The organism is Modestobacter versicolor (assembly GCF_014195485.1).
GTDB classification, from domain to species: domain Bacteria; phylum Actinomycetota; class Actinomycetes; order Mycobacteriales; family Geodermatophilaceae; genus Modestobacter; species Modestobacter versicolor.
On record NZ_JACIBU010000001.1, the window covers coordinates 3565362 to 3590585 of the forward strand.

Genomic DNA, 25224 nt, shown 5'->3' on the forward strand with positions numbered 1-25224 from the left:
GGACCGGCAACCATCCCTCAGCCGACCGGGGTGGCCGCCGGGGTCCGGGGGAGCAGGGACCGCACCGCGTCGTCGTCGGGCAGCGCGCCGCGGGCACCCGGCCCCGTCGTCGACAGCGCCGCCGCGGTGACGGCGTAGCGGACCGCCTCGGCCAGCGGCTCGCCGCGGTCCAGCGCACTGCTCAGCGCGCCGCAGAAGCAGTCCCCGGCACCGGTGGTGTCCACCGGCTCGACCGGCGGGGGCGCCTGCAGCAGCACCGGCCCCTCGGCGGGGACGACGAGCGCCCCGCGCTCGCCCAGGGTCACCACCACCGAGCGGGCGGCCAGCCCGCGGGCCAGCGCGGCCAGCGCAGCGGGGCTCTCGTCGCCCCCGGGGTCGCCGGCCAGCCGGCGCAGCTCGTGCTCGTTGGGCACCAGCACGTCGACCGCGGCGAGCAGCGCGACCGGCAGCGGCTGCGCCGGCGCGGGGTTCAGCACGACCGTGCCCCGGGTCGCCTCGGCGGCCGCCTGCACCGTCTCCAGCGGGGTCTCCAGCTGGAGCAGCAGCACGCCGGCCCGGTGGACCGAGTCCACGTCGACGTCGGCGGGGGTCAGCCGGGCGTTGGCGCCGGGCACGACGACGATCAGGTTCTCGCCGCCCTCGGCCTCCACCGGGATCGTCGCCGTCCCGGTGGGCACCCCCTCGGTGCGGTGCACCCGGCCCACGTTCACCCGGGCCTCGGCGAGGGCGGCGAGCTGCCGGCCGGCGGCCGGGTCGTCGCCCACCCGCCCGACCATGTGCACGCCGGTGCCCAGCCGGCCCGCCGCGGCCGCCTGGTTCGCGCCCTTGCCGCCGGGCAGCACGGCGACCGCCGAGCCGATGACGGTCTCCCCGCGCCCGGGGAGCCGTTCGACGGTCACGACGACGTCCTCGTTGAGGCTGCCGACGACGGTCACGGACACAGCGCGTCCTCGGTGATCAGCACGAGGCCAGCCTAGGAGGACCGGTCGGCCCGCCTCCGCAGCGGCAGCACGTACCAGGTGGTCAGCGCGATGAGCACGATCGCCGCGCAGACGGCGACCGCCGGCGGCCGGCCGAGCACCACGTCCAGCACGAGCAGCACCGCGCTGGTGATCCCGGTCAGCAGCAAGGTCAGGCCGACCACCAGCGACCGGTCGGCGAACTGGACGATCGCCGCCTTCTGCCGCCGCCGGAACAGCATCCGGTGGAACGAGACGGGGGCGATGAGGACCACCGTGGCCAGGGCGGTGCTGATCATCGTGACCGAGTAGACCGTCGTCCCGAAGGTGCCCAGATCGGCGAAGCGGGACTGGAAGGGCAGGGTCAGCAGGAAGGCGAACAGCACCTGGACCGCGGTGATCGCCACCCGGATCTCCTGCAGCACCTCGCTGACGTTCCGGTCCAGCACCTGGTGCGTGGTCTCGCCGCGCAGCTCGGCGTTCAGCTGCACCAGGGCAGGGTCGCGCCGGCCGTTGCCCGGGCGATCAGCCAGCGGTTTCCCCACCATGCCCTGGAGGTACCGCGCAGCAGAGGACCCGACACACGGAGGAGCGCCATGGCCGGCACGGACGACGACGCCGACACCACCCGCCGGGAGTTCGCCGAGGCGGTCAACATGACCGCCGGCGAGCTGGAGGAGTGGCTGGAGACCGACGAGTCGAAGGCGGTGGGGCAGAAGAGCGGCGGGTCGGGCGAGTCGACCGGGCACGAGTCCGGGCGCCGGATCGTCGAGCTGCTGCACACCGGGAAGGCGGACCTCACCGACGACGACCTCGCGCACATGCGCAAGGTGCACGGCTACGTGCAGCGGCACCTGGCCCAGGAGCCGGCGAAGGAGGACGTCGAGACCTCCAGGTGGCGGTACTCGCTGATGAACTGGGGCCACGACCCGCTGAAGAAGTAGCGTCCTGCCGGTGCTCCGCAACGACCCGACCCAGTACGACGACCTCGTCGACGAGTGGTGGGAGCCGTCCGGGGGGTTCGCGATGCTCCACTGGCTGGCCGCGTCCCGCGCCCAGCGGGTGCCACCGGCCCCCGGCCCGGACGCGGTGCTGGTCGACCTCGCCTGCGGCGGCGGTCTCATGGCGCCGCACGTGGCGCGGCTGGGGTACCGCCACGTGGGGGTCGACCTCGGGCTCGCCGGGCTGCGGGTGGCCCGGGAGCACGGCGTCGCCCCGGTGGGCGGCTCGGTGCTCGCGGTGCCGCTGGTCGACGGGTGCGCGGACGTCGTCGTCGCCGGGGAGGTGCTCGAGCACGTCGAGGACGACGTCCAGGTGATCGCCGAGTGCGCCCGGCTGCTCAAGCCCGGGGGGACGCTGGTCATCGACGCCATCGCCCGCACCCGGCTGGCCGGCCTGATCGCCGTCCGGATCGCCGAGCGGCTGCCCGGCGGCCCACCGCCGGGCATCCACGACCCGGCGCTGTTCGTCGACCGCCGCCGGCTGCTGGCCGCCGCCCGCGAGGTCGGCCTCGACCTCCGCCTGGTCGGGCTGCGGCCCTCGGTCCGCGACCTCGTCGCCTGGCGGCGCGGTCGCCTGCCGGTGGTGCGGATGCGGGAGATCCGGCTCACCACGGTGCTCTTCGCCGGTCTGGGGACGCTCCGGTGACGACTTCGGTGGTGCACCGCCGAGCGGCGCGGCCCCGATCCCGCACGTACGGTCGGGACATGATCGAGCCGGGGTCCCGCTGGGCGAGCGCGCTGGGAACGGCCTGGTGACGGCGGCGGTCGTCACCGGTGCGGGGCACGCGCTCCCGGCCACCTACGAGCAGGGCGAGGTCTGGGACGGGTACTTCGCCGAGAAGTACGCCGGGCTCCGGGCCGCCGAGCGCGTGTTCCGGGCGGCCGGCACCCGGCGGCGGCACGCGGTGGTCAACCCGGTGGACGAGGACGTCTCGCAGTGGGGCACCGGCGCCCGGATGGAGCGGTTCATCACCGAGGCGATGCCGCTGGGCAAGCAGGCGGTCGCCGGGGCGCTGGACGCCGCCGGGCTCGCCCCGGGCGACGTCGGCCTGTTCGCCGTCGCCACCTGCACCGGGTACGCCACCCCCGGCCTGGACATCCGGCTGGCCAGCGACCTGGGCATGCCGTTGGGCCTGCAGCGGCTGCTGATCGGCCACATGGGCTGCTACGCCGCGCTGCCAGGGATCGCCGCGGTCAGCGACTTCGTGACGGCCCGGTCCCGTCCGGCTGTGCTGCTCTGCCTCGAGCTCACCAGCCTGCACGTCCAGCCCGCGGTCGCCGACCTGGAGCAGGTGGTCACGCACGCGCTGTTCAGCGACGCCGCCGCGGCGGTCGTGCTGGAGCCCGGGGCCGGGCGCGGGCGGCGGGTCGCCGGGATGGTGGCCCGCACCGACCACGCCACCGCCGACCACATGACCTGGGACGTCACCGACCTCGGGTTCCGGATGGGGCTGTCCCCCCGGGTGCCCGACGTGCTGGCCCGGCACGTCGGCGGTGTCGTCGAGGAGCTGCTCTCCGAGGCCGGCCTGCGCGTCGAGGACGTCGCGGGGTGGGCGGTGCACCCCGGCGGCCCGCGGATCCTGGACGTCGTCCGCGACCAGCTCGGGCTCAGCGAGGAGCAGATGGGCGCCTCCCGCCGGGTGCTCGCCGAGCACGGCAACTGCTCGTCGGCGACCGTGCTGCTGGTGCTGGAGGAGCTGGGCGACGTCGACGGCCCGGTGGTCGCGATGGCCTTCGGCCCCGGTCTGACCCTCTACGCCACCCTGCTGCTGCCCGCCTGACTGCCCCCCACCGATGAGATCGGGCGGCCGACCGGGTCCTCTCCTCGTGAGCGCGGCCACGAGGGCCGCCGCGGCGAGCCCGGAGGAACCACGGTGACCCAGTACCTGCTGTCCATGCCGCACGACTCGGCCGAGGAGCCCACGATGGCGACCATGGACCCGGCCGAGCTGGAGGCCGCGCTGGCCGCGGCCGGCGCCTTCATGGCCGAGCTGGAGGCGTCGGGCGCCCTGGTCTTCGCCGGCGGGCTGCACCCACCGTCGACGGCGGTCACCGTCGACCACCGGGGTGACGACCTGGCCCTCGCCGACGGGCCGTTCACGCACGCGCCGGAGTACCTCGGCGGCTTCTGGGTGGTGGAGGCGCCGGACCAGGACGCGGCCGTCGCCTGGGCCGCGAAGGCCTCCCACGCGCTCGATGCGCGGATCGAGGTCCGCGCCTTCCAGGAGGTGCCGGACTAGGGCGGGTCAGCCCAGGTGGGCCTGCTTGGGGGCAAGGCCGAGCAGCGCCTCGGCGGCCACCCGGTCGCGGCCGCCGCCGCCGGCGGCCACCACCGCGGCACCGACCAGCCCCTCGACCAGCGGGGCCGGGCTGAGCACCACCCGCTCCCGGACGTCGTCGTCCAGGAACTCCAGCGCCGTCTCGGCCGACATCACCGCGCTGCCCAGGTCCATGAACACCACGACGCCGTCGCCGGAGTCGGCCGCCCCGATCGCCGCGGAGATCGCGACCGCGTCGGTGCCCAGGCCGCCGTCCTCGGTGCCCGCGGCGACCTCGATCGCCAGCTCCCGCCCGGGCAGCATCTGCCGGGCCAGCTCGACCGCGGCGTCGGCCAGCGGGCGGCTGTGCGAGACGACGACCAGCCCCACCTGCGGCACCGGCGTCACCGCCCGCTCAGCGTCGCGACCGCGGCGTCCAGCAGCAGCGCCGTCGAGGTGGCGCCCGGGTCCTGGTGCCCGGCGCTCCGCTCACCCAGGTAGCTGGCCCGGCCCTTGCGCGCGACGAGCGGCACGGTGGCGTCCCGGCCGTCGCGTGCGGCCTGGGCGGCGGCCGCCAGGGCCTCGCCGAGCGGCTGCCCGGCGGCCAGCGCGGCGTCCAGGGCGTCGCAGGCGGGGGCGAGCGCGTCGAGCATCGTCTTGTCGCCCGGCTCGGCCTTGCCCCGGGCGATCACGCCGTCCAGGCCGGCCCGCACGGCCCGGCCGAAGGTCTCCGCGTCCGCCGGGTCCGGCCCCAGGGTGCCGGCCATCCGCAGGAAGAACGTGCCGTACAGCGGGCCGCTGGCCCCGCCGACCTTGCTGACCAGGGTCATCCCGACCTGCTTGAGCAGCGCCGCCGGGTCGGCCGGGGGCTTCTCCTCCAGCGCCGCCACGGCGGCGGACATGCCGCGGTCCATGTTCGCCCCGTGGTCCGCGTCGCCGATGGCCGAGTCCAGCTCGGTGAGCGCGTCCTTGTGCTCGGCGATCGAGCGGGCGAACTCCCGGACCCACGCCCCGAGCGCGGCGACGTCGAGCTGGTCCGCCACGCTCAGACCCCCCACCGCAGCCCGGCGGTGCGCACGGGCGCGTCCCACAGCCGCAGCAGGCCGTCGTCCACCTTGAGCAGGGTCACCGTGCAGCCGGCCATGTCCAGGCTGGTCATGTACGAGCCGACGAGCGACCGGGCCACCGTGACGCCGGCCTTCTCCAGCACGGCGGTGACCTCGGCGTACATCAGGTAGAGCTCGATCAGCGGGGTGCCACCAAGGCCGTTGACGAAGGCGATGACGCCGTCGCCGCCGGTGAAGTCCAGGTCGCTGAGCACCGGCTCGACCAGCATCTCGGCGATCTCCCGGGCCGGGGCCACCGGCACCCGGCGCCGGCCGGGCTCGCCGTGGATGCCGACGCCGATCTCCATCTCGCCCTCGGGCAGGTCGAAGGTCGGCTTGCCCGCCGCGGGCACGGTGCACGAGGTGAGCGCCATGCCCATGCTGCGGCCCTGCGCGTTGACCCGGCGGGCCACGTCGGCGACCTCGGCGAGCGGCCGGCCCTGCTCGGCGGCGGCGCCGGCCAGCTTCTCCACCAGCACGGTGACGCCGACGCCGCGGCGGCCGGCGGTGTAGAGGCTGTCCTGCACCGCGACGTCGTCGTCGGTGACCACCGAGACGACCTCGGTGCCGGACTCGGCGGCCACCAGCTCGGCCGCCATCTCGAAGTTCATCACGTCGCCGGTGTAGTTCTTCACGATGTGCAGCACCCCGGCGCCGCCGTCGACGCCCTGGGTGGCGGCGACCATCTGGTCGGGCACGGGGGAGGTGAACACCTCGCCGGCGCACGCGGCGTCGAGCATGCCGGGGCCGACGAACCCGCCGTGCATCGGCTCGTGCCCCGAGCCGCCGCCGGACACCAGCCCGACCTTGCCCTGCACCGGCGCGTCGCCGCGGAAGACGATCCGGTTCTCGTGGTCGACCCGCAGCTCCGGGTGGGCGGCGGCGATGCCGCGCAGGGCGTCGCTGACGACGTCGGCCGGGTCGTTGATGAGCTTCTTCATCGGTGCTCCTGTCGGTGGGGGCGTGAGCACCGTAGGAGTGATCCAGGTCGCACAGCAACGGAGCCGGTTCCGCATCGTCGGACTGCCCAGCTGCCACATGCGCGGGGGTGCACGCCAGCTGTGATCCGGAGCACACTCGGGCGCACTGTCCCCCAGCAGCGAGGAGCTCCCAGATGGCCGGCAACAGAGGCGTCGCGTACATCGAGCCGGGCAAGGTCGAGGTGCACGAGACCGACTACCCCAAGCTGGAACTGCAGGACGGGCCGGGGGTCAACCCGGCGAACGTGGGGCGCAAGCTCAACCACGGCGTGATCCTCAAGGTGGTCACCACCAACATCTGCGGCAGCGACCAGCACATGGTCCGCGGCCGGACGACGGCGCCGCCGAACCTGGTGCTCGGCCACGAGATCCTCGGCGAGGTCGTCGAGAAGGGGTCCGACGTCGAGTTCATCGAGGTCGGCGACCTGTGCTCGGTGCCGTTCAACATCGCCTGCGGGCGGTGCCGCAACTGCAAGGAGGGCAAGACCGGGATCTGCCTGAACGTGAACCCGGCCCGCCCCGGCGCGGCCTACGGCTACGTCGACATGGGCGGCTGGGTCGGCGGGCAGGCCGAGTACGTCACCGTGCCGTACGCGGACTGGAACCTGCTGCGCTTCCCGGACAAGGACCAGGCGATGGAGAAGATCCTGGACCTGACCATGCTCTCGGACATCTTCCCGACCGGGTTCCACGGTGCGGTGACCGCCGGGGTGAAGCCCGGGTCCACGGTGTACATCGCCGGCGCCGGGCCGGTGGGGCTGGCCGCCGCGGTCGGCGCCCAGCTGCTGGGGGCGTCGGTGGTGATCGTCGCCGACCTCAACGAGGAGCGGCTCGCGCAGGCGCGCAGCTTCGGCTGCGAGACCGTCGACGTGTCCAAGGGCGCCCCGCAGGACCAGATCGAGCAGATCCTGGGCGTGCCGGAGGTCGATGCCGGCGTCGACGCGGTGGGCTTCGAGGCCCGCGGCCACGGCGACGGGTCGGGCACCGAGGCGCCGGCGACGGTGCTGAACTCGCTGATGGAGGTCACCGCGGCCGGTGGGTCGATCGGCATCCCCGGGCTCTACGTCACCGGTGACCCCGGCGGCATCGACGAGGCCGCCAAGGTCGGCGCGCTGTCCCTGTCGCTCGGCACGGGGTGGGCCAAGTCGCTCTCCTTCACCACCGGGCAGTGCCCGGTGATGCGCTACAACCTCGGCCTGATGAAGGCGATCCTCGCCGACAAGGTGCAGATCGCGAAGGCGGTCAACGCCACCACCATCTCGCTGGACGAGGCGCCGCAGGGCTACGCCGAGTTCGACTCCGGCGCGGCCAAGAAGTACGTCATCGACCCGCACGGGCTGGTCGGCAAGCGCGCCGCCTGACCCGTCACCACAGGTCGCCCCGGCGCCAGTCGCACACCAGCCTCCCGGCGGTGTCCGGCGGTGCCGGGGTCGACGGGGTGGGCTGCACGAACACGCCCTCGTCCGGGGTGTCGACGACGCCGTCCGGGGTGAGCGCGGCCGTCGGGCCGGTCCACGCCGTCCAGCCCCGCCCGGCGTAGAGGGCGGCCGCCTCCTCGCTGGCCGAGAGCGCGCCGAGCTCGAAGCCGCCGGTGACCAGCCGCTCCGCCTCGGTCATCACCGCCGACGCCACGCCCCGGCGGCGCTGGTGGGCGGCGGTCGCGACCGCCTCCACGTACCCGGTGCGCAGCGTGCGACCGCCGGCGACCAGCTGCCGGACGACGACCGAGGCGTGGCCGACCAGCTCGCCGTCCACGGTCGCCAGCACGTGCACGCCGCCCAGCGCGTGCGACCAGTCGTCGTCGGCGAACTCCCCGGCGAAGGCGGCGTCGAGCAGCCCGCGCACCGCGGTGAGCCCGTGCGGGGCGAGGTCGGCGGTGGCCGCCGTCCGCAGGGTGACGGCCGGGGTGGTGCTCACGCCTCGGGTGAGCCCGCCGGGTCCGGCCCGGTGAGCAGCGCCTGCGCGCACGCCCGGAACCCGGCGACCAGCCGGCTGCGGTCGTCCGCGCGGGTCGCCACCACCACGTGGCTGGGGTCGACGCCGGCCAGCGGGACCGTGGTCAGGTCGGGCCGGAAGGACCCGCCCAGGATGCCGGCCGGCACGATGGCCACGGCCTGCCCGTCGGCGATGACCTCGAGCTTGTCCTCGACGGCGGCCACGAGCGGGCCGTCCGGCGCCGGCCGACCGTCGGGGCGGGGGTCGATGCGCCAGAAGGCGTTCCACTCCTGGTCGGGCAGGCGCGGCAGCGGCTCGTCGGCGATGTCGTCCAGGGTCACCTCCTCCTTGCCGGCCAGCCGGTGGTCGAGCGGCACCAGCAGCACCCGGGGCTCGTCGTACAGGACCGTCACGTGCAGCCCGTCGGTGGTGAACGGCAGCCGGGCGACCACCGCGTCGACCCGGTGGTCGTGCAGCGCCGCGGATACGTCGGCCCAGGCCAGGTGCAGGGCCCGCACCTCGGCGCCGGGGTGCCGCCGGCGGAGCTGCCGCACGGCCGGGGTGACGATCAGCCGCGTGGTGTAGCCGACGGTGAGCCGGCTCGGCTCGGCGGCGGCCCGGGTGGACGCCGCGGCCTCGGCGGCGGAGCGCAGCAGCGCCTCGGCGCGGGGCAGGAACACCTCGCCGGCCTCGGTCAGCGTGCTGCCCTGCGGGGTGCGGTCGAGCAGCCGGGCGCCGAGCTGCTGCTCGAGGCGGTGCACCTGCCGGCTCAGCGACGGCTGGGCGACCCGGAGCTCCGCAGCGGCGCGGCCGAAGTGCCGGTGCGCCGCGACCGCGGCGAAGTAGCGCACCAGCCGGAGGTCCAGGTCCACCGGCGGCTCGGTCATGACCCGACGGTAGCCCCCGTCGCCAGCAGCGGTCATGCCCCAGACGCATTGCCACGTGCGGAACAGGCCTTGGACGGGGTGCGGGCGCCGGCCGCACGGTGGGTGCACCACCCCGTCTCTCCACCGAGGAGCGCAGCATGCGCGTGTTCGTCACCGGCGCCACCGGCTACATCGGTTCCGCCGTCGTCCGTGAGCTCCTGGCCGCGGGTCACTCCGTCGTCGGCCTCGCCCGCTCCGACCCCGCCGCCGCCGCGCTGGTGGCCGCGGGCGCCGAGGCCCACCGCGGCGACCTCGACGACCCGGAGGGCCTGACCGCCGCCGCGGCCACCGTGGACGGCGTCGTCCACACCGCCTACAAGCACGACTTCTCCGACATCGCGGCCGCCGGTCGCACCGACCTGGCCGTCGTCCGGACGATCGGTGCCGCGCTCGCCGGCTCCGACCGCCCCTTCCTGGTCACCTCGGGCACGGCGGTGCTCCCGCCGGGCCGGCTGGGCACCGAGGCCGACCCCGCCGACCCCGGCGCACCCGGAGCGCACCGCAACGCCGCGGAGGCGGCCACCCTGGAACTGGCCGGCGCGGGCGTGCGGGCCTCGGTCGTGCGCCTCCCGCCGTCGGTGCACGGCGACGGCGACCGGCACGGGTTCGTGCCGACCCTCGTCGGCGTCGCCCGGACGACGGGCGTGTCCGGGTACGTGGACGACGGGGCGAACCGCTGGCCCGCGGTGCACCGGGAGGACGCCGCCCGGCTGTTCCGGCTGGCGCTGGAGCAGGCGCCGGCGGGGACCCGGCTGCACGGGGTGGGGGAAGAGGGCGTGCCGTTCCGGCAGATCGCCGAGGCCATCGGCCGGCAGCTGGGTGTGCCGGCGGTCAGCGTCCCGCGGGAGCAGGCCCCCGAGCACTTCGGCTGGATCGGGCACTTCGCGGCGATCGACAACCCGACGTCGGGCGCGGTGACCCAGGAGATGCTGGGCTGGCGGCCGGCCGGGCCCTCGCTGCTGGCGGACCTGGCGGCGGGCCGGTATGCGTGACCTGGCGGACGAACGGCCTGGTCAGCGGCGGAGAGCGGGTGACGAGAATCGAACTCGCACTGTCAGCTTGGGAAGCTGATGTTCTACCATTGAACTACACCCGCAGGGCCCGCCGACCGGCACGGCCAGAGGCCCTGCCACTCGGTGAGCGGTCTCGGAGATCGTACACGGGCGGTGTCGGACCAGGACCGCCAGGCGGGAGCCGGGGCGATGTCGAGAACCGGCACCCGGTTCCGTCCCAGGGTCGGAGACGGCCACGATGGGCCGTACCGGACCGAGGAGATCGAGATGGCCAAGTACCTGCTGCTCAAGCACTACCGGGGCGCGCCCGCGGCGGCCAACGACGTGCCGATGGACCAGTGGACGCCGGAGGAGGTCACGGCGCACGTGCAGTACATGCAGGACTTCGCCGACCGCCTGGAGGGCACCGGCGAGTTCGTCGACGGGCAGGCGCTCTCGCCGGAGGGCATGTGGGTCCGCTCCGACGGCGAGGGGCGGCCGCCTGTCACCGACGGCCCGTTCGCGGAGACCAAGGACCTGATCGCCGGCTGGATGATCATCGACGTGGACTCCCAGCAGCGGGCCGTCGAGCTGGCCGGTGAGCTGTCCGCGGCACCGGGCGCCGGTGGGGAGCCGATCCACGAGTGGCTCGAGGTGCGCCCGTTCTACGGCGAGCCGCCGACCGTCACGGAGTGACCACGGTGGACGAGGCCCTGCTGCGGGCGCTCACCCCCACCGTGATCGGGGTCCTCGGCCGCCGCGGAGCTGACTTCGCGGCAGCCGAGGACGCCGTACAGGAGGCCCTGGTGGAGGCGCTGCGGGTCTGGCCGGCCGGACCCGCCGCGGGACCCGCAGGGCTGGCTGGTCACCGTGGCCTGGCGCAAGTTCCTCGACGCCGTCCGGGCCGAGACCGCCCGCCGGGGTCGGGAGGTGCGGGTCGAGAGCGAGCCGCTCCCCGGGGCGGGCCCGGAGGTGGACGACACGCTCCAGCTGTACTTCCTCTGCGCCCACCCGTCGCTGACCCCGGCCTCGGCCGTCGCGCTCACCCTGCGCGCCGTCGGCGGCCTCACCACCCGGCAGATCGCCCGGGCCTACCTGGTGCCCGAGGCGACCATGGCCCAGCGGATCAGCCGGGCCAAGCGGACCGTCTCCGGCGTGCGGTTCGACTCCCCGGGCGACGTCACGACGGTGCTGCGCGTGCTCTACCTGGTCTTCAACGAGGGCTACTCGGGCGACCTCGACCTCGCCGCGGAGGCCGTCCGGCTGACCCGCCAGCTGGCGGCGCGCACCGACCACGAGGAGGTGGCCGGGCTGCTCGCGCTGATGCTGCTCCACCACGCGCGACGCCCCGCCCGCACCGCGCCCGACGGCAGCCTCGTCCCGCTGGCCCAGCAGGACCGCGGACGGTGGGACACCCAGCTGATCGCCGAGGGGGTGGAGGTGCTCCAGGCCGCGCTGGCCCGCGACCGGCTGGGCGAGTTCCAGGCCCAGGCCGCGATCGCCGCCCTGCACGCCGACGCCCGCAGCGCGGCGGAGACCGACTGGGTGCAGGTCGTCGAGTGGTACGACGAGTTGGTGCGGCTCACCGGCAGCCCGGTCGCCCGGCTCAACCGGGCGGTCGCGGTGGGCGAGGCCGACGGCCCCCGGGCGGGGCTGGCGGCGCTGGCCGGGCTGGACCCGGCCCTGCCCCGGCACACCGCCGTCCGGGCGTACCTGGTCGAGCGCGACGGCGACCCGGTCACCGCGGCGCGGCTCTACGCCGACGCCGCCCGGGCCGCGGCCGACCTCCGGGAGCGCGACCACCTGACCCGGCAGGCCGCCCGGCTCAACGCGGAGCTGCGCGGCCGGGCGGCGGAGGCCTGAGCGGACCGGTCAGAGCCGGACGCCCCGGCAGCTGGTGCTGCAGTCGACCGTCCAGAACGACGCGCCGAGCGAGCCGAACGCCGCCGACCGCACCAGCCGCTGGCCCTGGGGCCCGACGGTGGTGACCGGCGGGACGCCCCCGGCCGACCCGCCGCCCGCACCGGTGCCCGGGCTGCTGCCGCCCGAGCCGGTGCCGGGGCCGGGCGTCGACCCACCGCCCGAGCCGGTGCCGGGAGCCGCGCCCGCGCCGCTCCCCGGCGTGGACCCGCCGCTCGCGGCCTCGACGTAGGTCAGCGCGTCGGTGAGGACGACGGTGGAGGTGGCGGTCGCGTCGAAGACGTGGACGTCGTAGACGCCGGCGACCACCGCCGGCGCGACGAAGACCACCGAGGTGCTGCTGGAGCGGACGACGGTCGCGGCCCGGGAGTCGCCGATCCGCACCCGCACGCCGTCCGGGACGTTCGTGCCGGTGATCGTGACCTGGGTGCCCCCGGCCGTGCCGACCACCGCGGGCGAGATGCTGGTGATGCCGAACGGCCCGACCTCCGGGTAGGTGACGACGACGGGTGCGCCGGGCGTCCCGGAGTCACCGGTGCCCGGGCTGCCGGAGCCACCGGGGGGCGTCCCCGCGCCACCACCGGTGCCGGGCGTCGTGCCCGGGTCGGTCGTACCGGGGTCGGTCGTGCCCGGGTCGGTGGTGCCCGGGTCTGTGGTGCCCGGGTCGGTGGTGCCGGGGTCGGTGCCCGGGTCGGTGGTGCCGGTCCCCGGGGTGCTGTCGCCCGGGTCGACGGTGCCGGGAGCGGCGGGGTCGGTCGTGCCCGGGTCGGTGGCGCCGGACCCGGAGCCCGGGTCGCTGGAGCCGCTGCCCGGCGTGGCGCCGGACCCGGAGCCCGGGCCGGAGCCCGTACCGGAGCCCGTACCGGTCCCCGGCGACGAGCCGGAACCGGTGCCGGGGGTGCCCGTGCCGGGGGTGCTGTCTCCGCCGGAGCCGCCGGAGCCGCCGGAGCCGCCGGAGCCGCCGGAGCCGCCGGAGCCGCCGGAGCCGCCGGTGCCCGGGACGCCGACGTCGCCCACCAGCAGCGGTGCCGCGTAGCTGCTGCCGAAGGCCGCGCCGTCGCGGAGCAGCTGCACGCTGAGCGCGTACCGGCCTTCGAGCAGGTCGACCGTCGGGGACACCGTCACGCCGTCGGCGGTGGGCAGGGAGCCGAGGGGGACGGTGACCTGACCGGCGTCGTCCGTGGTCAGCGTCGTCCCGTCGAGCTCGACGGGGGTGCCGGCCAGCGCCCACACCTCGCCGCCGTGCTCCATGCCCAGCCCGACCGTGACGGCGTAGCTGCCGGCCGCGGCGGGCGCGCTGACCTGGACCTGCGGGGCGAGCTGCCCGGCCGGACCGGACATGCCGGTGAAGCGGTAGCCGACCGCCGTCGTGGCGGCCGGGTCGAGGTCGCTCACGTTCAGCCGGCCACCGCTGACCGACCGGCCCTGGAAGGCGACGATCGGGTCGACGTCGGCCAGCAGCGCGGCCCGCAGCTGGTCCGCCGTGGCGCTCGGCATGGTCTCCCGGTACAGCGCGAGGGCGGCCGCCACCTGCGGGGCGGCGATCGAGGTGCCCGAGGTGAGCCGGTAGCCGCCGTCGTTCCAGGTGGTCGCGACCAGCGTCCCGGGGGCGAAGAGGTCGACGGAGGTGGCGCCGTAGCCGGAGAAGTCGCTCACCGTGTCGCTCGCGGTGGACGCACCGACGGTCAGCACGTTGGCCTCGGTGAGGCTGGCCGGGTAGACGATGGAGCTGTCCCGGTTGCCGGAGTCGTTGCCGGCCGCGGCGACCACGAGGACGCCCTTGGACGCGGCGTAGGCCACCGCCGAGCGAAGCGTGGCCAGCGCCGAGCCGGTGATCGCGCCGCCCCAAGAGGCGTTGACCACCGTGGCGCCGTGGTCGGCCGCGTAGCGGATCGCCTGCGCGCCGAGGGTCACGTCGATGCCTTCGCCGGAACCGGCGACCAGCGGCATCACCGTCACCTCGGGAGCGACGCCGGCCAGGCCGGCCGCGTTGTCCTTGCGGGCGGCGATGACGCCGGCGACCGTCGTGCCGTGGCTGCCGCCGGTGCCGTTGTCGACGTCGGGGCTGTTCGTGGCGAAGTTCCAGCCGTGGCAGTCGCCGGCCAGGCCGTTGCCGTCGGTGTCCGCCCCGCCGCAGGCCTCGGCGGGGTTGGTCCACAGCGCGCCGGCCAGGTCGGGGTGGTCGGAGTCGTAGCCGGTGTCGACGACGGCGACCACCACGCCGGCGCCGGTGGCGGCGTCCCAGCCGTCGGAGCCGTCGATGTCGGCGTCGGCCCGCACCGGGCTCTGCTGGTACGCGTTGGCGCCGGTGTTCTCCAGGTGCCAGCCGTAGGGCGCGTAGAGCGGGTCGGACGCCGTGCCGAGCACCGGCACCGACGGCGAGGGCTCGACGGCGGCCACACCCGGGGCGGTGCGCAGCCGCTGGGCGGGCACGCCCGCCGTGGCCACCAGCGCGGTGCCGTCGAACAGGCGCTGGGCCGAGGCCACGCCGTCCAGCTCGGCCAGGGACGCCAGCAGTTCCGGCGTCGCGTCCCCGGAGGCAGCCGTGACGACGTAGCGGGTCAGCCCGTCACCGGTGCCGTAGCCGTCGGCCACGGCGAGCGCCGGGTCGGCCAGGGCGTCCACCGCGGCCGCGCCGCCGAACCCGGTCAGCGCAGCCGCCACCACCGCGACGGCACGCACCCGTCGCCCGCTCGCCAGCACACCCACGCGGTCCTCCTCCGGACGCGCCCACGCAGGGCGCTCGAACGGAGGGGATCGGCGTCCTCGGCGCCCCGCTGGAGCGGCCGCGGTGGGGTTCGCCCCATCGGGTGACCGCGGGTCAGCCGCGCATCGCCCCCAGGAACCCGGTCATCTCCGAGCGCAGCTTCTCCGCCATCCGGGACAGGCCGGTGGTGTCGTCGGCCGGGCCCAGCGACGCCGAGCCGTCGACCGCGGCCGCGATCCCGTCGACCAGGCCGTTCATGTCCTCGACCGTCGTCCCGACGTTGCTCATCACGTCGGCGACGTCGTCGCAGGCCGCCCGCATCGACTCGACCTGCTGGGTGATCCGGTCGGTGGCCCTGGCGGTCTCGTCGGCGAGGTCCTTGACCTCGGAGGCGACGACGGCGAAGCCCAGGCCGGCCTCGCCGGCGCGGGCGGCCTCGATGGTGGCGTTGAGGGCCAGCAGCCGGGTCTGCGCGGCGACCGAGTCGATCATCGCGATGATCTCCTTGATCTCCGCCGAGGAGCGGGTCAGCGAGGAGATCGTGCCGCGGGCGGTCTGCACCTCGGTGCGGGCCGCGGACGCCGCCTGGGTCAGGCCGGCCGCCGAGGCCGACAGCTCGGTGGACGCGGTGGCGACCTGCTCGCTCATGCCCAGGACGACCGACTCGAAGTCGTCCGCCAGCTGCAGCCGCGAGGTCTGCGCCTCGGCGACCCGGGCCGCCGACTCCCGCATGGCCCCGCGGGCGCTGTTGATGACCTCCGCGCCGCGCCGGTAGGCACCGGAGAGCCCGGTGAGCAGCAGCCGGCGGTGGAACCGGCCCTCCGCGGCCGAGGTCAGCGCGGCCCCGGCCTCGCGGACGAACGCGTCGGAGACGTCGAGCACCCGGTTGACCCCGTCGTGCAGCGCCACCAGCTGGGGCACCTCCTCGAAGCCGGGCACCGGGCGGCTGCGCGCCTCCAGGTCACCGGCGGCGGCCGCCTCGCAGGCGGCGGTCAGCTGCCGGACGACCGCGCGGTACAGCTCGAGCTCGCGGGCCGGGTCGACGTCCCCGCTGCCCTGGGTGCGGCGCCGCACGTTCACTGCTCCTCCCCGCTGACGACCGACCAGATGAACTCCTCGTAGGACGCCGCCTGCTGGGCGACGAGCTGGTCCAGCAACCGGCTGGACGCCTCCACCGCGGCCCGCCCGTTGCCGTGCCGGCGCTCCTCGGCCAGCAGCTGGGCGTAGAGCGGCCGGACCCGGGCGATCGCCCGGGGCGACGGGCTGCGCCGGTTGGAGTGGTAGCCGACCACCGTGCCGTCGGGCCCGTAGGACGGCGTGACGTGCGCCAGCACCCAGTAGTTGGCGCCGTCGGCGGCGAGGTTGTCGATGTAGGCGAACAGCTCGTGCCCGGCGGCCAGGGTGTCCCAGAGCAGCCTGAAGACGGCCTTGGGCATGTCGGGGTGCCGGATGAGGTTGTGCGGCTGGCCCATGACCTGCTCCAGGCCGTAGCCGCTGACCCGCAGGAAGACGTCGTTGGCGTAGGTGATGACCCCGCGGGTGTCGGTCTTGGACACGATCAGCTCGTCGGCGGCGAAGGTCCGCTCGACGCCCGTCGGCCGCACGGACTGCCGGCCCGGGCGGTGCGCCGGGGGAGCCTGTACCGCTGTGCTCATGCCGCTCCTCGTACGTGTTCCTGCCGTTCCGGCACCGCGCCGGGCAGGATCTGTCATCGGCAGCCGGGGGCCCGTCCCGGACCCCGGCCGGTGGGACGGGACGGACGCCGCAGGTGGCGGTCCCTAGACTCCGCGCCATGCTGCTGTCCGACCGCGACATCCGCGCCGCGCTGGCCTCGGGCCGGCTGGGCCTGGCGCCCTACGACGACGCGATGGTGCAGCCCTCGAGCATCGACGTCCGGCTCGACCGGTTCTTCCGGGTGTTCAACAACGCCCGGTACACCCACATCGACCCGGCCCTGCAGCAGGACGACCTGACCACGCTGGTCGAGCCCTCCGGCGACGACCCGTTCGTGCTCCACCCCGGCGAGTTCGTGCTCGGCTCGACGCTGGAGGTGGTGAGCATCCCCGACGACCTCGCCGCCCGGCTGGAGGGCAAGTCGTCGCTGGGCCGGCTGGGCCTGCTCACCCACTCGACCGCCGGCTTCGTCGACCCCGGCTTCTCCGGGCACATCACCCTCGAGCTGTCCAACGTGGCCAACCTGCCGATCACGCTGTGGCCGGGGATGAAGATCGGGCAGCTGTGCCTGTTCCAGCTCAGCTCCGCCGCCGAGCACCCCTACGGCTCGGCGGTCTACGGCTCGCGGTACCAGGACCAGCGCGGCCCCACGCCGTCCCGGTCGTTCCGCAACTTCAGCCGCGCCGACACCCGCCGTCCCGACGCCGCGGCTCCGCCCGCCTGACCAGCACCGCACGGTCGGGTGAACAGTCGTGCCCAACCGGAGTGACGCTGCGTGCAGTGGGGTAGGCAGCTCGTCATGGACCCCCGGGACACCGCTGTTCTGCTGCCCCCGCCGTCTGGCAACCACGTCGTCGACGGCTTCTTCGACTGCGCTGAGGAATCCGCGCACTACGCCTTCTCCGTCCAGCTGCTGCTGACCCAGTACGCCACCGTCGTGCCGTGGCAGACCGAGGGCGTCGCGGAGCTGGGCAGCGGTGACGCCCGGGCGATCGCGCACGTCGTCCGCGCCGTCCCCGGCCTCACCGTGCACGGCACGGACATCAGCGCGACCTCCGTGGAGCGGGCCCGGCAGACCATCGCCGGTCTCGGCGTCGAGGACCGCTACGACGTCGAGCTCGGCGACTTCTTCGCCTGGGCCGGCTCCGCCGCGGGCAGCCAGGTCTCCACCGTGATCGCCAACCCGCCCTACATCCCCGCCCCGGACGGCGACATCCTGATGCCGGAGCTGTGGGGTGGCTGGTACGGCAACGACCTGGTGCTGCGGCTGCTCAAGGCCGGCTTCGACCACCTGCTCGTCGCCCTGCCGAGCTACTCCGACCCGGCCGCCACCCTCGCCGTCGCGGGGGAGCTGGGCTACCAGGTGGCCAACTTCCTGGCGATGGGGCTGGAGTTCGGCGCCTACAGCCGCGAGCCGAAGGTCGCCGAGCACATCGCCCGGCTCACCGCCGAGGGCCACGGCTGGGCCGGCGACGACTCCTACGTCGTCGCCGTCGCGCTGCTCACCCGCTCGCCGCAGGTGCAGCGCGACCGCTCGACCGAGCTGCTGCGCGCCCTGCAGCTCCCGGCCTAGCGCTCCGGGACGGTCACGGCGGGCTCCGCGCCGGCCACCTCGACGTCGGGCTGGTCGGCCCGGGCGGAGCCGCCGCTGACCAGGCCGGGCACCTCGTCGTCGACGTACCGCTCCCGGCAGATCAGCCAGCCGGTGACCAGCAGCAGCCCCACGCCGGCGTACACGAGCACGAACATGCCGGTGTAGCCGCCGGTGAGCCCGCGCAGCAGGCCGACCAGCAGCGGGCCGACGCCGGCCAGGGCGTAGCCCCAGCCCTGGACGACGGTCGACAGGGCGCCCACCGACTCCGGGGTGCGCGCCCGCATGCCCAGCAGCGCCAGGATCATCGCGAAGGTGCCCATGCCCAGCCCGAGCAGCGAGACCCACAGCCAGGTGAGCGTCAGCGGGGCCAGCAGCAGGCCGGTCCAGCCGGCCAGGTAGCAGGCGACGAAGGCCAGCAGCATCGGCCGCTGCAGCCGCTGCCGGACCGCACCCAGCGGAACGACGGCGTTGAGCGGGATGACGATCAGCGCGTTCAGCCCGACCAGGGCCCCCGCGGCGTGCGCGGACATGCCCTCGTCGCGCAGGTACTGCGCCGTCCAGCCGACGATCACGTAGGCCTGCATCGCCTGCAGGCCGAAGAACGCGGCCATCGTCCAGGCCAGCGGGCTGCGGCCGAGCGCGCGCAGCCGCACCGCGGTGTGGGAGCCGCGCGAGGCGCCCGGGCGGGCGGGCACGAACAGCCAGGGCAGGGCGGCCAGCAGGGCGAAGACGGCCCAGATGCCCAGGCTCCAGCGCCAGCCGTCGGCGCCGACGGCCTCGGCGATCGGTGCGGTGGAGATGCTCGCGACGCCGCCGCCGATGGCCAGCGCCGTGCTGTAGGCACCGACCAGCAGCCCGGTGCGCTCGGGGAACCACCGCTTCACCAGGCCGGGCAGCAGCACGTTGCCCAGCGCCCCGCCGACCATGGTCAGCACGGTGCCGAACAGGAACAGCCACACGTTCGGCACGGCGACCCGGAGCAGCAGGCCGACGGTCATCACCAGCAGCGCGGCGGCGAGCACGTGCCCGTCGCGGTAGCGGGCGGCCAGCGGGGGCCCGGCGAAGCCGATCAGCGCGAAGCAGATCAGCGGCATGCTGGTGATCAGCCCGGCCAGGCCGGACGAGATGCCCAGCCCCTGCTCGATCTCCTGCAGCACGGGGCCGACGCTGTTCACCGCGGTGCGCAGGTTGAAGCCGGTCAGCACGATGGCGGCGCCGACGAGGACGAGCCCGCGGCGGTCCACGGTCGTCGGCGGGGGAGCGACGGTCACGTCCGCTCATGTTCCTCCAGCGGTGCCCCGGTCCCTCGCGGCGGGTCAGACCCGGGCGTGCCCCACCCGCTGCACCCGGGGAGCCACCCGGGGCACCCGGCGCCACAGCGCCCGTTGCACGGCCAGCGTGCTCGACGCGGCGACGAGGATGCCGGCCACGTTGATCCCGAGCTGGGCCGTCGCCTCCCAGAACTCGCGGGCGTCGCCGAGCGCGAGCCCCAGCGCCATCGCCCCGGCCGCCGGCACGGTGGTGACGGAGATGAACACGCCGACCAGGGCCCCCGACCGGGCGGAGGTCAGCGAGAGCACCCCCGCGACACCGGCCAGCACCGCCACGACCAGCGACCACCGGTCGGGGTGGGTGATGAAGTAGGTGGCGCTGCGCTCCTGGTCGAGCAGCGCGGGTCCGAACCAGCCCAGCGCCCGGCCGAGCGCCGCCGCGGCGGCGGTGAGGGCGACCGCGAGCGCGAAGCCGACGGCCAGCGAGACGACCGCCCGCCGGGCCATCGTCCGGCGCCCGTGCACCAGGCCCACGGCCAGCGCGGCCAGCGGGCCGAACTCCGGGCCCAACACCATCGCGCCGATCACCAGGATCGCCGAGTCGGTCACCACGGCGATCGCGGCCAGCAGGGTGGCGATGGTCAGGAAGGCGAGGAAGGACACCGACAGGACGGCGTCGGTGGCCGTCGTCCGGATCACCTGCTCCCACACGACGGCGTCCGACCCGTCGCCCGGCGCGCGCTGCTCGGCCTCCTCCGCCGTCCGGGAGACCGCGGCGTCCACGCTCTCCATCGCGATGCCGCCGTCCCGGTCGACGTGCAGCTCGCGCAGCCCGTGCACCAGCGAGTCGGCGGACTCGCGGGCGACGTCGACGAGGAAGAGGTCGCCGGCCGGGCGCACCGAGGCGCCCGGGACGACGGCGAGGTGCGCGACGCCGGGGCAGTCGTCCAGCAGCTCGTGGACGGCGGCGGAGCGGTCGGCCGGCACCGTGATGCGCAGGTGGAGGAGCACGGCGCCACTGTGCCGGGGCCGCCCGTACCCCGGGCTAGCGGGTGCCGCTCACCGTCACCGTCGTGGTGGCGACCTGCTCGGTCGTGCCGTCGTCGGCGACCCGCAGCACGGCCAGCTCGTGCGGGCCGTCGCCGGCCGGTGCGGCCAGCAGCAGCGTCGGGCTCAGGCACTGCTGCAGCTGCAGCGCGGGCCCGGCCGCCGTCGGGGTGTAGGAGACGGTGCTGCCGGCGTTGCCGCGCACCGGGGTGCCGTCGAGGGTGACGACGTACGCGGTCTCGTCCGGCCCGGTCAGCCGGTACCGCAGCGCCTGGCCGGCGGTCACCTGGCTGCTGGCGACGCCGATGGCCACCGTGTCGCAGTCGGCGGCGAGCGGCACGTCCTCGGCGCCGCGGCTGCCGGCGAAGCCGAGCACCGCCATCACCACGACCGCCACCGCGAGCCAGGTCCAGTTCCGGCTGCGGCGGATGGTCGGCCGGTCGTCGGCCAGCGCGCGCTGGTCGTTGACGTCGCGGGCGTAGTGCATCCGGGTGCGCCGGTTGCCGGCCACCAGCTCCGGGTCCTCACGGCCCCGGACGCCCCCGAAGATGAAGCTCACGCCGTCAGTGTGCCTCCGGCCCCGTCCAGAGGCTCACCCCGAGCGTGCGAGGGGTGAGGAGGACGGGGTCCTCTCAGTCGTGCTGGGTGGCGGCCGAGCCGGTGCCGGCCGGGTCGTCGGGCACGGTGCCCACGCCCGGTCCGGACTCGGTGCCCGGGGCGCCGGCCGGCGCCATCGAGCGCAGCAGGATCTGGCTGACGTCGAGCACCTCGACGTGCTCCTTCGCCTCGCCGGCCTGCTTCTTGCTGGTCACCGCGTCGCTGAGCATGGTGATGCAGAACGGGCAGGCGGTGGAGATGACGTCGGGATCGAGCTCGAGCGCCTCCTCGGTGCGCTCGACGTTGATCCGCTTGCCGATCTTCTCCTCCATCCACATCCGCGCGCCGCCGGCGCCGCAGCAGAAGCCGCGGTCTTTACAGCGGTGCATCTCCTGGGTGGTCAGGCCCTGCACCGAGTCGAGGATCTCGCGCGGCGGTGTGTAGACCTTGTTGTGCCGGCCCAGGAAGCACGGGTCGTGGTAGGTGACCTTGCGGTCGATCGGGGTGACCGGGGTGAGCCGGCCCTCCTCGACCAGCTGGCCCAGCAGCTGGGTGTGGTGCACGACGTCGTAGTCGCCGCCCAGCTGCGGGTACTCGCGGTTGATCGAGTTGAAGCAGTGCGGGCAGGTGGCGACGATCTTCCGCCGTCCGGCCGGGCGCTCCTCGAAGACGGCGTTGAGCGTCTCGACGTTCTCCTGCGCCAGCTGCTGGAAGAGGAACTCGTTGCCCATCCGGCGGGCCGGGTCGCCCGAGCAGGTCTCCCCGTTGCCGAGGACGGCGAACTCCACGCCGGCGATGTGCAGCAGCTCGGCGACGGCCTTGGTGACCTTCTTGGCCCGGTCGTCGATGGCGCCGGCGCAGCCCACCCAGAACAGGTACTCGACGTCGTCCTCGATCGCGCCGTCGACCTTCCGGACCTCGAAGTCCAGCTCCTTGGTCCACTCCTCGCGGACGTTGCCGCCCACGCCCCACGGGTTCCCGCGGTTCTCCAGGTTGCGCATCATCACGCCGGCCTCGGAGGGGAAGGACGACTCGATCAGCACCTGGTAGCGGCGCATGTCCATGATGTGGTCGACGTGCTCGATGTCGACCGGGCACTGCTCGACGCAGGCGCCGCAGTTGGTGCAGCTCCACAGCACGTCGGGGTCGATGACCCCGCCCTCCTCGAGGGTGCCGACCAGCGGCCGGTGCGCCTGGGCGTCGTTGGTGCCCTGGATGCGGGCGTAGCCGGAGGCCCACACCTGCTCGTCGCTGGGCTCGAGGGTGGTGAAGTCGGCGAAGTTCGGCGCCTCGTCGGAGGCCTTGGACGCGCCGGTGAGGTACGGGGCCTTGGCGTACAGGTGGTCCCGCAGGTCCATCACGACCATCTTGGGCGACAGCGGCTTGCCGGTGTTCCAGGCCGGGCACTGGCTCTGGCACCGCCCGCACTCGGTGCAGGTGGTGAAGTCCAGCATCCCCTTCCAGGTGAAGTCCTCGATCTTGCCGCGACCGAAGACGTCGTCCTCGCCGGGGTCCTCGAAGTCGATCGGCTTGCCGCCGGAGGTCATCGGCTGCAGCGGGCCGAGCGCGACCTTCCCGTCGTCCTCGCGCTTGAAGTAGATGTTGAAGAACGCGCTGAAGCGGTGCCACGCGACGCCCATGTTGAGCACCCGGGAGATGGTGATCAGCCAGGCCAGGCTGACCACGATCTTGACGAACGCGACGACCGACAGCAGGTCCGGGCTGGCCGGCACGATGTTCGCGAGCGCCCCGGAGACCGGGTGCGACCACGCCGGGGCGTCGGTCAGGTCGGCGGCCACCTTGATCGCGCGGATCAGCAGGATGCACAGGCCGATGGTCAGGACGACGGCTTCGACGAAGTAGCCGCGGCCCTCGTTGGACCCGGCGAACCGGCTGGCCCGGCCCTGCCGGCGCGGGTGGTCCTTCTGCCGCCGGTAGATCAGGTACAGGATGCCGAGCACGGTGCCGGTGCCGATCAGGTCGACGAAGAGGTTCCACAGCGCCCACTCGCCGATCAGCGGCAGGTGCCACTCCGGGTTCCACACCTCGCCGAACGCCTCGACCAGGGTGAGGAACAGCCCGTAGAAGCCGACGAACACGAACCAGTGGGCGGCGCCGATGGCCGACCACTTGAGCATCCGGGTGTGCCCGAGCGACTCGACGGCCAGCGTCTTCAGCCGCGGCCCCACCGGGCGCAGCCGGGTGGGGTCGGGCTGGCCGGCCTTGAAGATCCGCAGCATCGCGCGGACCGCCTTGGTGGCGTAGACCACCGAGACGACCAGGAGGACCACGGCCAGCGTGCCGAGGACGATCTGCAACGGGCCCATGAGCTCCCTCTCGTGCGTGCGCGGGCGTCGTCGCCCACCCGGCCACGGACACTAACCGGGGCGGCCACAGGCTACTCGCCAGTAACACGAGGCGCCGCCGTGCACCGCGGTGCGACGGGACGCGCGCTGGTGCCGCCGACCCCGCGCCACCGGGCGGGTCCGGCAGCGCGGGCGCGTGGTCGGTCAGCCGGCCCGCACCACGCCGCCAGCAGTCGGTCCCCGGTGCGGATCTCCACCTGGAGCTCGGGCGGCGGGAGGCCGGCGCCCGCGATGCGCAGCCGGCCGCGCGTCTCCAGCGGGGACTCGGCCCGGCTGTCCGCGAGCCCGACCGCACGGACGGTCCGGGCGGCGCAGGCGCAGCTGTGGACAGCCGGGTCGCGAGCCCCGCGCGAACGCCGCCGGACACGCGCTGCAGCGGGAGATCCGCAGCGTCGGCGCGTGGTCGGTCCGGGCGACACGCCGGGCGTCCTCGTCGGTGCGCACTACCGCGCATGGTGCACTACTGCGGACACCGTCACCGGACGGCGTCGCGGAGGAGGTGCGGTGGACGCCAGCCAGCTGCTCAAGGGCGTGCTCGACGTCGCGGTGCTGGCCGTCGTGCGCCAGGCCGACGGCTACGGCTACGACGTCGTCCGCCGGCTGCGGGCCGCCGGGCTCGAGGAGGTCGGCGACGCCTCGGTCTACGGGACGCTGCGCCGGCTGTACCAGGCAGGGGCGCTGACGTCCTACGTCGTGCCCAGCGACGAGGGACCGCACCGCAAGTACTACGCGATCAACGACAGGGGGCGTTCGGTGCTGCAGGACTCGGGCAAGACGTGGAGGACGTTCGTCGACTCCGTCGACGGCCTGCTCGCCGGGGCGTCGGCGTGAGCGCGCCGGCGCCGGCGGGGATCGCGCAGGAGGCGCGCGACTACCTGCGCGACGTGGAGGCCGAGCTCGCCGACCTGCCCGCCGAGGAGCGCGGGGCCCTGCTGGAGGACCTCGAGCAGCACCTGGAGGCGCTCGCCGAGGAGGGGGACGACTGCCCGGTGCTCATCCGGCTCGGCTCGCCGGCCGCCTACGCCGAGGAGCTGCGCGCCGCCGCCGGCCTGCCGGCCCGCGGGGCCGCCCGGTCGCCGGCGCGGACGGCGCAGCTGCGGCGGGAGGTCGACCGGCTGCGGGCGCACCCGCTCGCCGGTGAGGTCCGGCAGCTGCTGCACGAGCTGCGCCCGGGCTGGTGGGTGCTCCGCGGCTACCTGGTGGTCGCCGTGCCGTGCCTGGTCACCTACGGCTGGGTCGGCGTCCCGGTGCCCGAGCCGCTGGGCAGCCCGCTGCTCGGCTTCGTGCTCGTGCTGGCCGCGATCGCGGCCTCGGTCGCGCTGGGCCGGCGGCAGCTGCCCCGGCCGGTCGGCCTGCTGGTGAACGCGGCGGGGGCGCTGCTGGCGCTGGTCGGGCTGACCGCGGTCGGCGGCTCGCCGTCCTACGACGACGGCGGCGTCGCCTACGCGTCGTCCTACGACGTGGCCGTGGGCGACCAGCCGCTGGTCTCCCGGTACGGCCCGGTCACCGACGTGCTGCCCTACGCCTCCGACGGCACCCCGCTCGAGGGCGTGCTGCTCTACGACCAGGACGGCCGGCCGCTGCAGGTCGGCCTGCAGGAGTGGTGGGCCGACGGCTGCGCCCGGGTGCTGCGGCAGCCGCTGGCCGCCGACGGCGTGCCGGTGCCGCAGGCCTTCCCGCAGACCTACGTCGTCGACCCCTCGGGTGTCGACGGCTTCGGCAACCCGGCGCAGTGCGACGCCACGGTCGCCCGCCCGGAGGTGCCGCTGCCGGTCTTCCCCGCCCCGGCCACGGCCGGGCCGACGACGGCGCCCGGGTCGGGGGGCTGAGCAGGGCTGACGACGACGGCGGCGCCCCTCGGGAACACCGGCGCGAGGGCTGCCGTTAGGGT

Annotated in this window: 26 protein-coding genes and 1 tRNA gene; 12 read left to right on the forward strand and 15 right to left on the reverse strand. The window is 75.0% G+C overall.

What is annotated here, in order from left to right; genetic code table 11:
- Nucleotides 1–17 precede the first annotated feature (17 nt).
- Nucleotides 18–941: a PfkB family carbohydrate kinase gene (locus FHX36_RS17440; protein WP_183513948.1), complete on the reverse strand. Its 924-nt coding sequence runs from the start codon at nucleotides 939–941 to the stop codon at nucleotides 18–20.
- A 32-nt stretch (nucleotides 942–973) separates the two neighbouring features.
- Nucleotides 974–1450, reverse strand: coding sequence for a DUF6328 family protein (locus FHX36_RS17445; protein ID WP_258372746.1), 477 nt, complete (start codon nucleotides 1448–1450; stop codon nucleotides 974–976).
- 105 nt (nucleotides 1451–1555) lie between these two features.
- Here FHX36_RS17445 and FHX36_RS17450 point away from each other — a divergent pair, with 105 nt between their 5' ends.
- The 4 genes from FHX36_RS17450 (at nucleotide 1556) to FHX36_RS17465 (ending at nucleotide 4200) form a co-directional block, all read left to right on the forward strand.
- Nucleotides 1556–1903: a DUF3140 domain-containing protein gene (locus tag FHX36_RS17450; protein ID WP_110552398.1), complete on the forward strand. Its 348-nt coding sequence runs from the start codon at nucleotides 1556–1558 to the stop codon at nucleotides 1901–1903.
- Nucleotides 1904–1913: 10 nt separating this feature from the next.
- Entirely contained in the window at nucleotides 1914–2606 is a 693-nt protein-coding gene (locus tag FHX36_RS17455; protein WP_110552399.1) for a methyltransferase domain-containing protein, read from the forward strand.
- A gap of 106 nt (nucleotides 2607–2712) precedes the next feature.
- Nucleotides 2713–3741, forward strand: a complete 1029-nt coding sequence (locus FHX36_RS17460; RefSeq protein WP_110552400.1) for a type III polyketide synthase — start codon at nucleotides 2713–2715, stop codon at nucleotides 3739–3741.
- Between the two features lie 93 nt (nucleotides 3742–3834).
- Nucleotides 3835–4200 (forward strand): YciI family protein, encoded by a 366-nt coding sequence (locus tag FHX36_RS17465; RefSeq protein ID WP_110552401.1) that lies wholly within the window; start codon nucleotides 3835–3837, stop codon nucleotides 4198–4200.
- A gap of 6 nt (nucleotides 4201–4206) precedes the next feature.
- Here the strand turns inward: FHX36_RS17465 and dhaM are convergent, their stop codons facing one another.
- The 3 genes from dhaM to dhaK are packed head-to-tail and all read right to left on the reverse strand — an operon-like array spanning nucleotide 4207 to nucleotide 6265.
- Nucleotides 4207–4617 carry a dihydroxyacetone kinase phosphoryl donor subunit DhaM gene (dhaM, locus tag FHX36_RS17470; RefSeq protein WP_110552411.1) on the reverse strand — a complete coding sequence of 137 codons (411 nt, stop codon included), beginning with the start codon at nucleotides 4615–4617 and terminating at the stop codon, nucleotides 4207–4209.
- A 5-nt stretch (nucleotides 4618–4622) separates the two neighbouring features.
- Entirely contained in the window at nucleotides 4623–5261 is a 639-nt protein-coding gene (gene dhaL / locus FHX36_RS17475) for a dihydroxyacetone kinase subunit DhaL (RefSeq protein WP_110552402.1), read from the reverse strand.
- Nucleotides 5262–5263: 2 nt separating this feature from the next.
- The gene (dhaK, locus tag FHX36_RS17480; RefSeq protein ID WP_110552403.1) at nucleotides 5264–6265 is read right to left on the reverse strand and encodes a dihydroxyacetone kinase subunit DhaK; all 1002 of its coding nucleotides are present in this window, start codon (nucleotides 6263–6265) and stop codon (nucleotides 5264–5266) included.
- A 173-nt stretch (nucleotides 6266–6438) separates the two neighbouring features.
- Here dhaK and fdhA point away from each other — a divergent pair, with 173 nt between their 5' ends.
- Entirely contained in the window at nucleotides 6439–7665 is a 1227-nt protein-coding gene (fdhA, locus tag FHX36_RS17485; RefSeq protein ID WP_110552404.1) for a formaldehyde dehydrogenase, glutathione-independent, read from the forward strand.
- Between the two features lie 4 nt (nucleotides 7666–7669).
- Here the strand turns inward: fdhA and FHX36_RS17490 are convergent, their stop codons facing one another.
- Both FHX36_RS17490 and FHX36_RS17495 read right to left on the reverse strand, forming a co-directional pair.
- Nucleotides 7670–8221: a GNAT family N-acetyltransferase gene (locus tag FHX36_RS17490; protein WP_110552405.1), complete on the reverse strand. Its 552-nt coding sequence runs from the start codon at nucleotides 8219–8221 to the stop codon at nucleotides 7670–7672.
- Nucleotides 8218–9126 (reverse strand): LysR family transcriptional regulator, encoded by a 909-nt coding sequence (locus tag FHX36_RS17495; protein WP_110552406.1) that lies wholly within the window; start codon nucleotides 9124–9126, stop codon nucleotides 8218–8220. The genes FHX36_RS17490 and FHX36_RS17495 overlap by 4 nt, the downstream gene beginning before the upstream one ends.
- Nucleotides 9127–9263: 137 nt before the next feature.
- Between FHX36_RS17495 and FHX36_RS17500 the strand changes: the two genes are divergently transcribed.
- Entirely contained in the window at nucleotides 9264–10157 is an 894-nt protein-coding gene (locus FHX36_RS17500) for an SDR family oxidoreductase (protein ID WP_110552407.1), read from the forward strand.
- A 33-nt stretch (nucleotides 10158–10190) separates the two neighbouring features.
- Here the strand turns inward: FHX36_RS17500 and FHX36_RS17505 are convergent.
- Nucleotides 10191–10261: transfer RNA gene (locus FHX36_RS17505), tRNA-Gly, on the reverse strand.
- A gap of 184 nt (nucleotides 10262–10445) precedes the next feature.
- On the opposite strand from FHX36_RS17505, the gene FHX36_RS17510 reads away from it, so the two are divergent.
- Together FHX36_RS17510 and FHX36_RS17515 are read left to right on the forward strand one after the other, a co-directional pair.
- Nucleotides 10446–10853, forward strand: coding sequence for a YciI family protein (locus FHX36_RS17510; protein WP_110552408.1), 408 nt, complete (start codon nucleotides 10446–10448; stop codon nucleotides 10851–10853).
- A 174-nt stretch (nucleotides 10854–11027) separates the two neighbouring features.
- Nucleotides 11028–12020, forward strand: coding sequence for an RNA polymerase sigma factor (locus FHX36_RS17515; protein WP_258372750.1), 993 nt, complete (start codon nucleotides 11028–11030; stop codon nucleotides 12018–12020).
- Nucleotides 12021–12029: 9 nt separating this feature from the next.
- On the opposite strand, the gene FHX36_RS17520 is transcribed toward FHX36_RS17515, so the two are convergent.
- The 3 genes from FHX36_RS17520 to FHX36_RS17530 form a co-directional block, all read right to left on the reverse strand.
- Nucleotides 12030–14786 carry a S8 family serine peptidase gene (locus tag FHX36_RS17520; protein WP_183513950.1) on the reverse strand — a complete coding sequence of 919 codons (2757 nt, stop codon included), beginning with the start codon at nucleotides 14784–14786 and terminating at the stop codon, nucleotides 12030–12032.
- A gap of 112 nt (nucleotides 14787–14898) precedes the next feature.
- Nucleotides 14899–15864 carry a methyl-accepting chemotaxis protein gene (locus tag FHX36_RS24025; protein ID WP_221202951.1) on the reverse strand — a complete coding sequence of 322 codons (966 nt, stop codon included), beginning with the start codon at nucleotides 15862–15864 and terminating at the stop codon, nucleotides 14899–14901.
- A complete protein-coding gene (locus FHX36_RS17530; RefSeq protein WP_110552100.1) occupies nucleotides 15861–16439 on the reverse strand; it encodes a PAS domain-containing protein in 579 nt (192 codons plus the stop codon). Before FHX36_RS17530 ends, FHX36_RS24025 begins: the two co-directional genes overlap by 4 nt.
- A gap of 137 nt (nucleotides 16440–16576) precedes the next feature.
- Between FHX36_RS17530 and dcd the strand changes: the two genes are divergently transcribed.
- Nucleotides 16577–17182, forward strand: a complete 606-nt coding sequence (gene dcd, locus FHX36_RS17535; RefSeq protein ID WP_110552101.1) for a dCTP deaminase — start codon at nucleotides 16577–16579, stop codon at nucleotides 17180–17182.
- 75 nt (nucleotides 17183–17257) lie between these two features.
- On the forward strand, nucleotides 17258–18031 hold the full coding sequence (locus FHX36_RS17540) for a class I SAM-dependent methyltransferase (protein ID WP_110552102.1): 774 nt from the start codon (nucleotides 17258–17260) through the stop codon (nucleotides 18029–18031).
- On the opposite strand, the gene FHX36_RS17545 is transcribed toward FHX36_RS17540, so the two are convergent.
- The 4 genes from FHX36_RS17545 to FHX36_RS17560 form a co-directional block, all read right to left on the reverse strand.
- Nucleotides 18028–19323, reverse strand: a complete 1296-nt coding sequence (locus tag FHX36_RS17545; protein WP_258372710.1) for a CynX/NimT family MFS transporter — start codon at nucleotides 19321–19323, stop codon at nucleotides 18028–18030. The genes FHX36_RS17540 and FHX36_RS17545 overlap by 4 nt on opposite strands.
- 45 nt (nucleotides 19324–19368) lie before the next feature.
- Complete coding sequence (locus FHX36_RS17550; protein ID WP_110552103.1) at nucleotides 19369–20334, reverse strand: DUF389 domain-containing protein; 966 nt, start codon at nucleotides 20332–20334, stop codon at nucleotides 19369–19371.
- A 34-nt stretch (nucleotides 20335–20368) separates the two neighbouring features.
- Nucleotides 20369–20929, reverse strand: a complete 561-nt coding sequence (locus FHX36_RS17555; RefSeq protein WP_110552104.1) for a hypothetical protein — start codon at nucleotides 20927–20929, stop codon at nucleotides 20369–20371.
- A 73-nt stretch (nucleotides 20930–21002) separates the two neighbouring features.
- Nucleotides 21003–23294: a (Fe-S)-binding protein gene (locus FHX36_RS17560; RefSeq protein ID WP_110552105.1), complete on the reverse strand. Its 2292-nt coding sequence runs from the start codon at nucleotides 23292–23294 to the stop codon at nucleotides 21003–21005.
- Between the two features lie 543 nt (nucleotides 23295–23837).
- Here FHX36_RS17560 and FHX36_RS24030 point away from each other — a divergent pair.
- Both FHX36_RS24030 and FHX36_RS17570 read left to right on the forward strand, forming a co-directional pair.
- Nucleotides 23838–24164, forward strand: coding sequence for a PadR family transcriptional regulator (locus FHX36_RS24030; protein ID WP_110552107.1), 327 nt, complete (start codon nucleotides 23838–23840; stop codon nucleotides 24162–24164).
- A complete protein-coding gene (locus FHX36_RS17570) occupies nucleotides 24161–25162 on the forward strand; it encodes an HAAS signaling domain-containing protein (protein ID WP_110552108.1) in 1002 nt (333 codons plus the stop codon). Before FHX36_RS24030 ends, FHX36_RS17570 begins: the two co-directional genes overlap by 4 nt.
- The last annotated feature ends 62 nt before the right edge of the window (nucleotides 25163–25224 follow it).

Coding starts and splice junctions, on each gene's coding strand:
- FHX36_RS17510 (WP_110552408.1), top strand. CDS start 10,446: ATGGCCAAGTACCTGCTGCTCAAGCACTACCGGGGCGCGCCCGCGGCG.
- dhaK (WP_110552403.1), bottom strand. CDS start 6,265: ATGAAGAAGCTCATCAACGACCCGGCCGACGTCGTCAGCGACGCCCTG.
- FHX36_RS17560 (WP_110552105.1), bottom strand. CDS start 23,294: ATGGGCCCGTTGCAGATCGTCCTCGGCACGCTGGCCGTGGTCCTCCTG.
- FHX36_RS17500 (WP_110552407.1), top strand. CDS start 9,264: ATGCGCGTGTTCGTCACCGGCGCCACCGGCTACATCGGTTCCGCCGTC.
- FHX36_RS17495 (WP_110552406.1), bottom strand. CDS start 9,126: ATGACCGAGCCGCCGGTGGACCTGGACCTCCGGCTGGTGCGCTACTTC.
- FHX36_RS17530 (WP_110552100.1), bottom strand. CDS start 16,439: ATGAGCACAGCGGTACAGGCTCCCCCGGCGCACCGCCCGGGCCGGCAG.
- dcd (WP_110552101.1), top strand. CDS start 16,577: ATGCTGCTGTCCGACCGCGACATCCGCGCCGCGCTGGCCTCGGGCCGG.
- FHX36_RS17540 (WP_110552102.1), top strand. CDS start 17,258: ATGGACCCCCGGGACACCGCTGTTCTGCTGCCCCCGCCGTCTGGCAAC.
- fdhA (WP_110552404.1), top strand. CDS start 6,439: ATGGCCGGCAACAGAGGCGTCGCGTACATCGAGCCGGGCAAGGTCGAG.
- FHX36_RS17450 (WP_110552398.1), top strand. CDS start 1,556: ATGGCCGGCACGGACGACGACGCCGACACCACCCGCCGGGAGTTCGCC.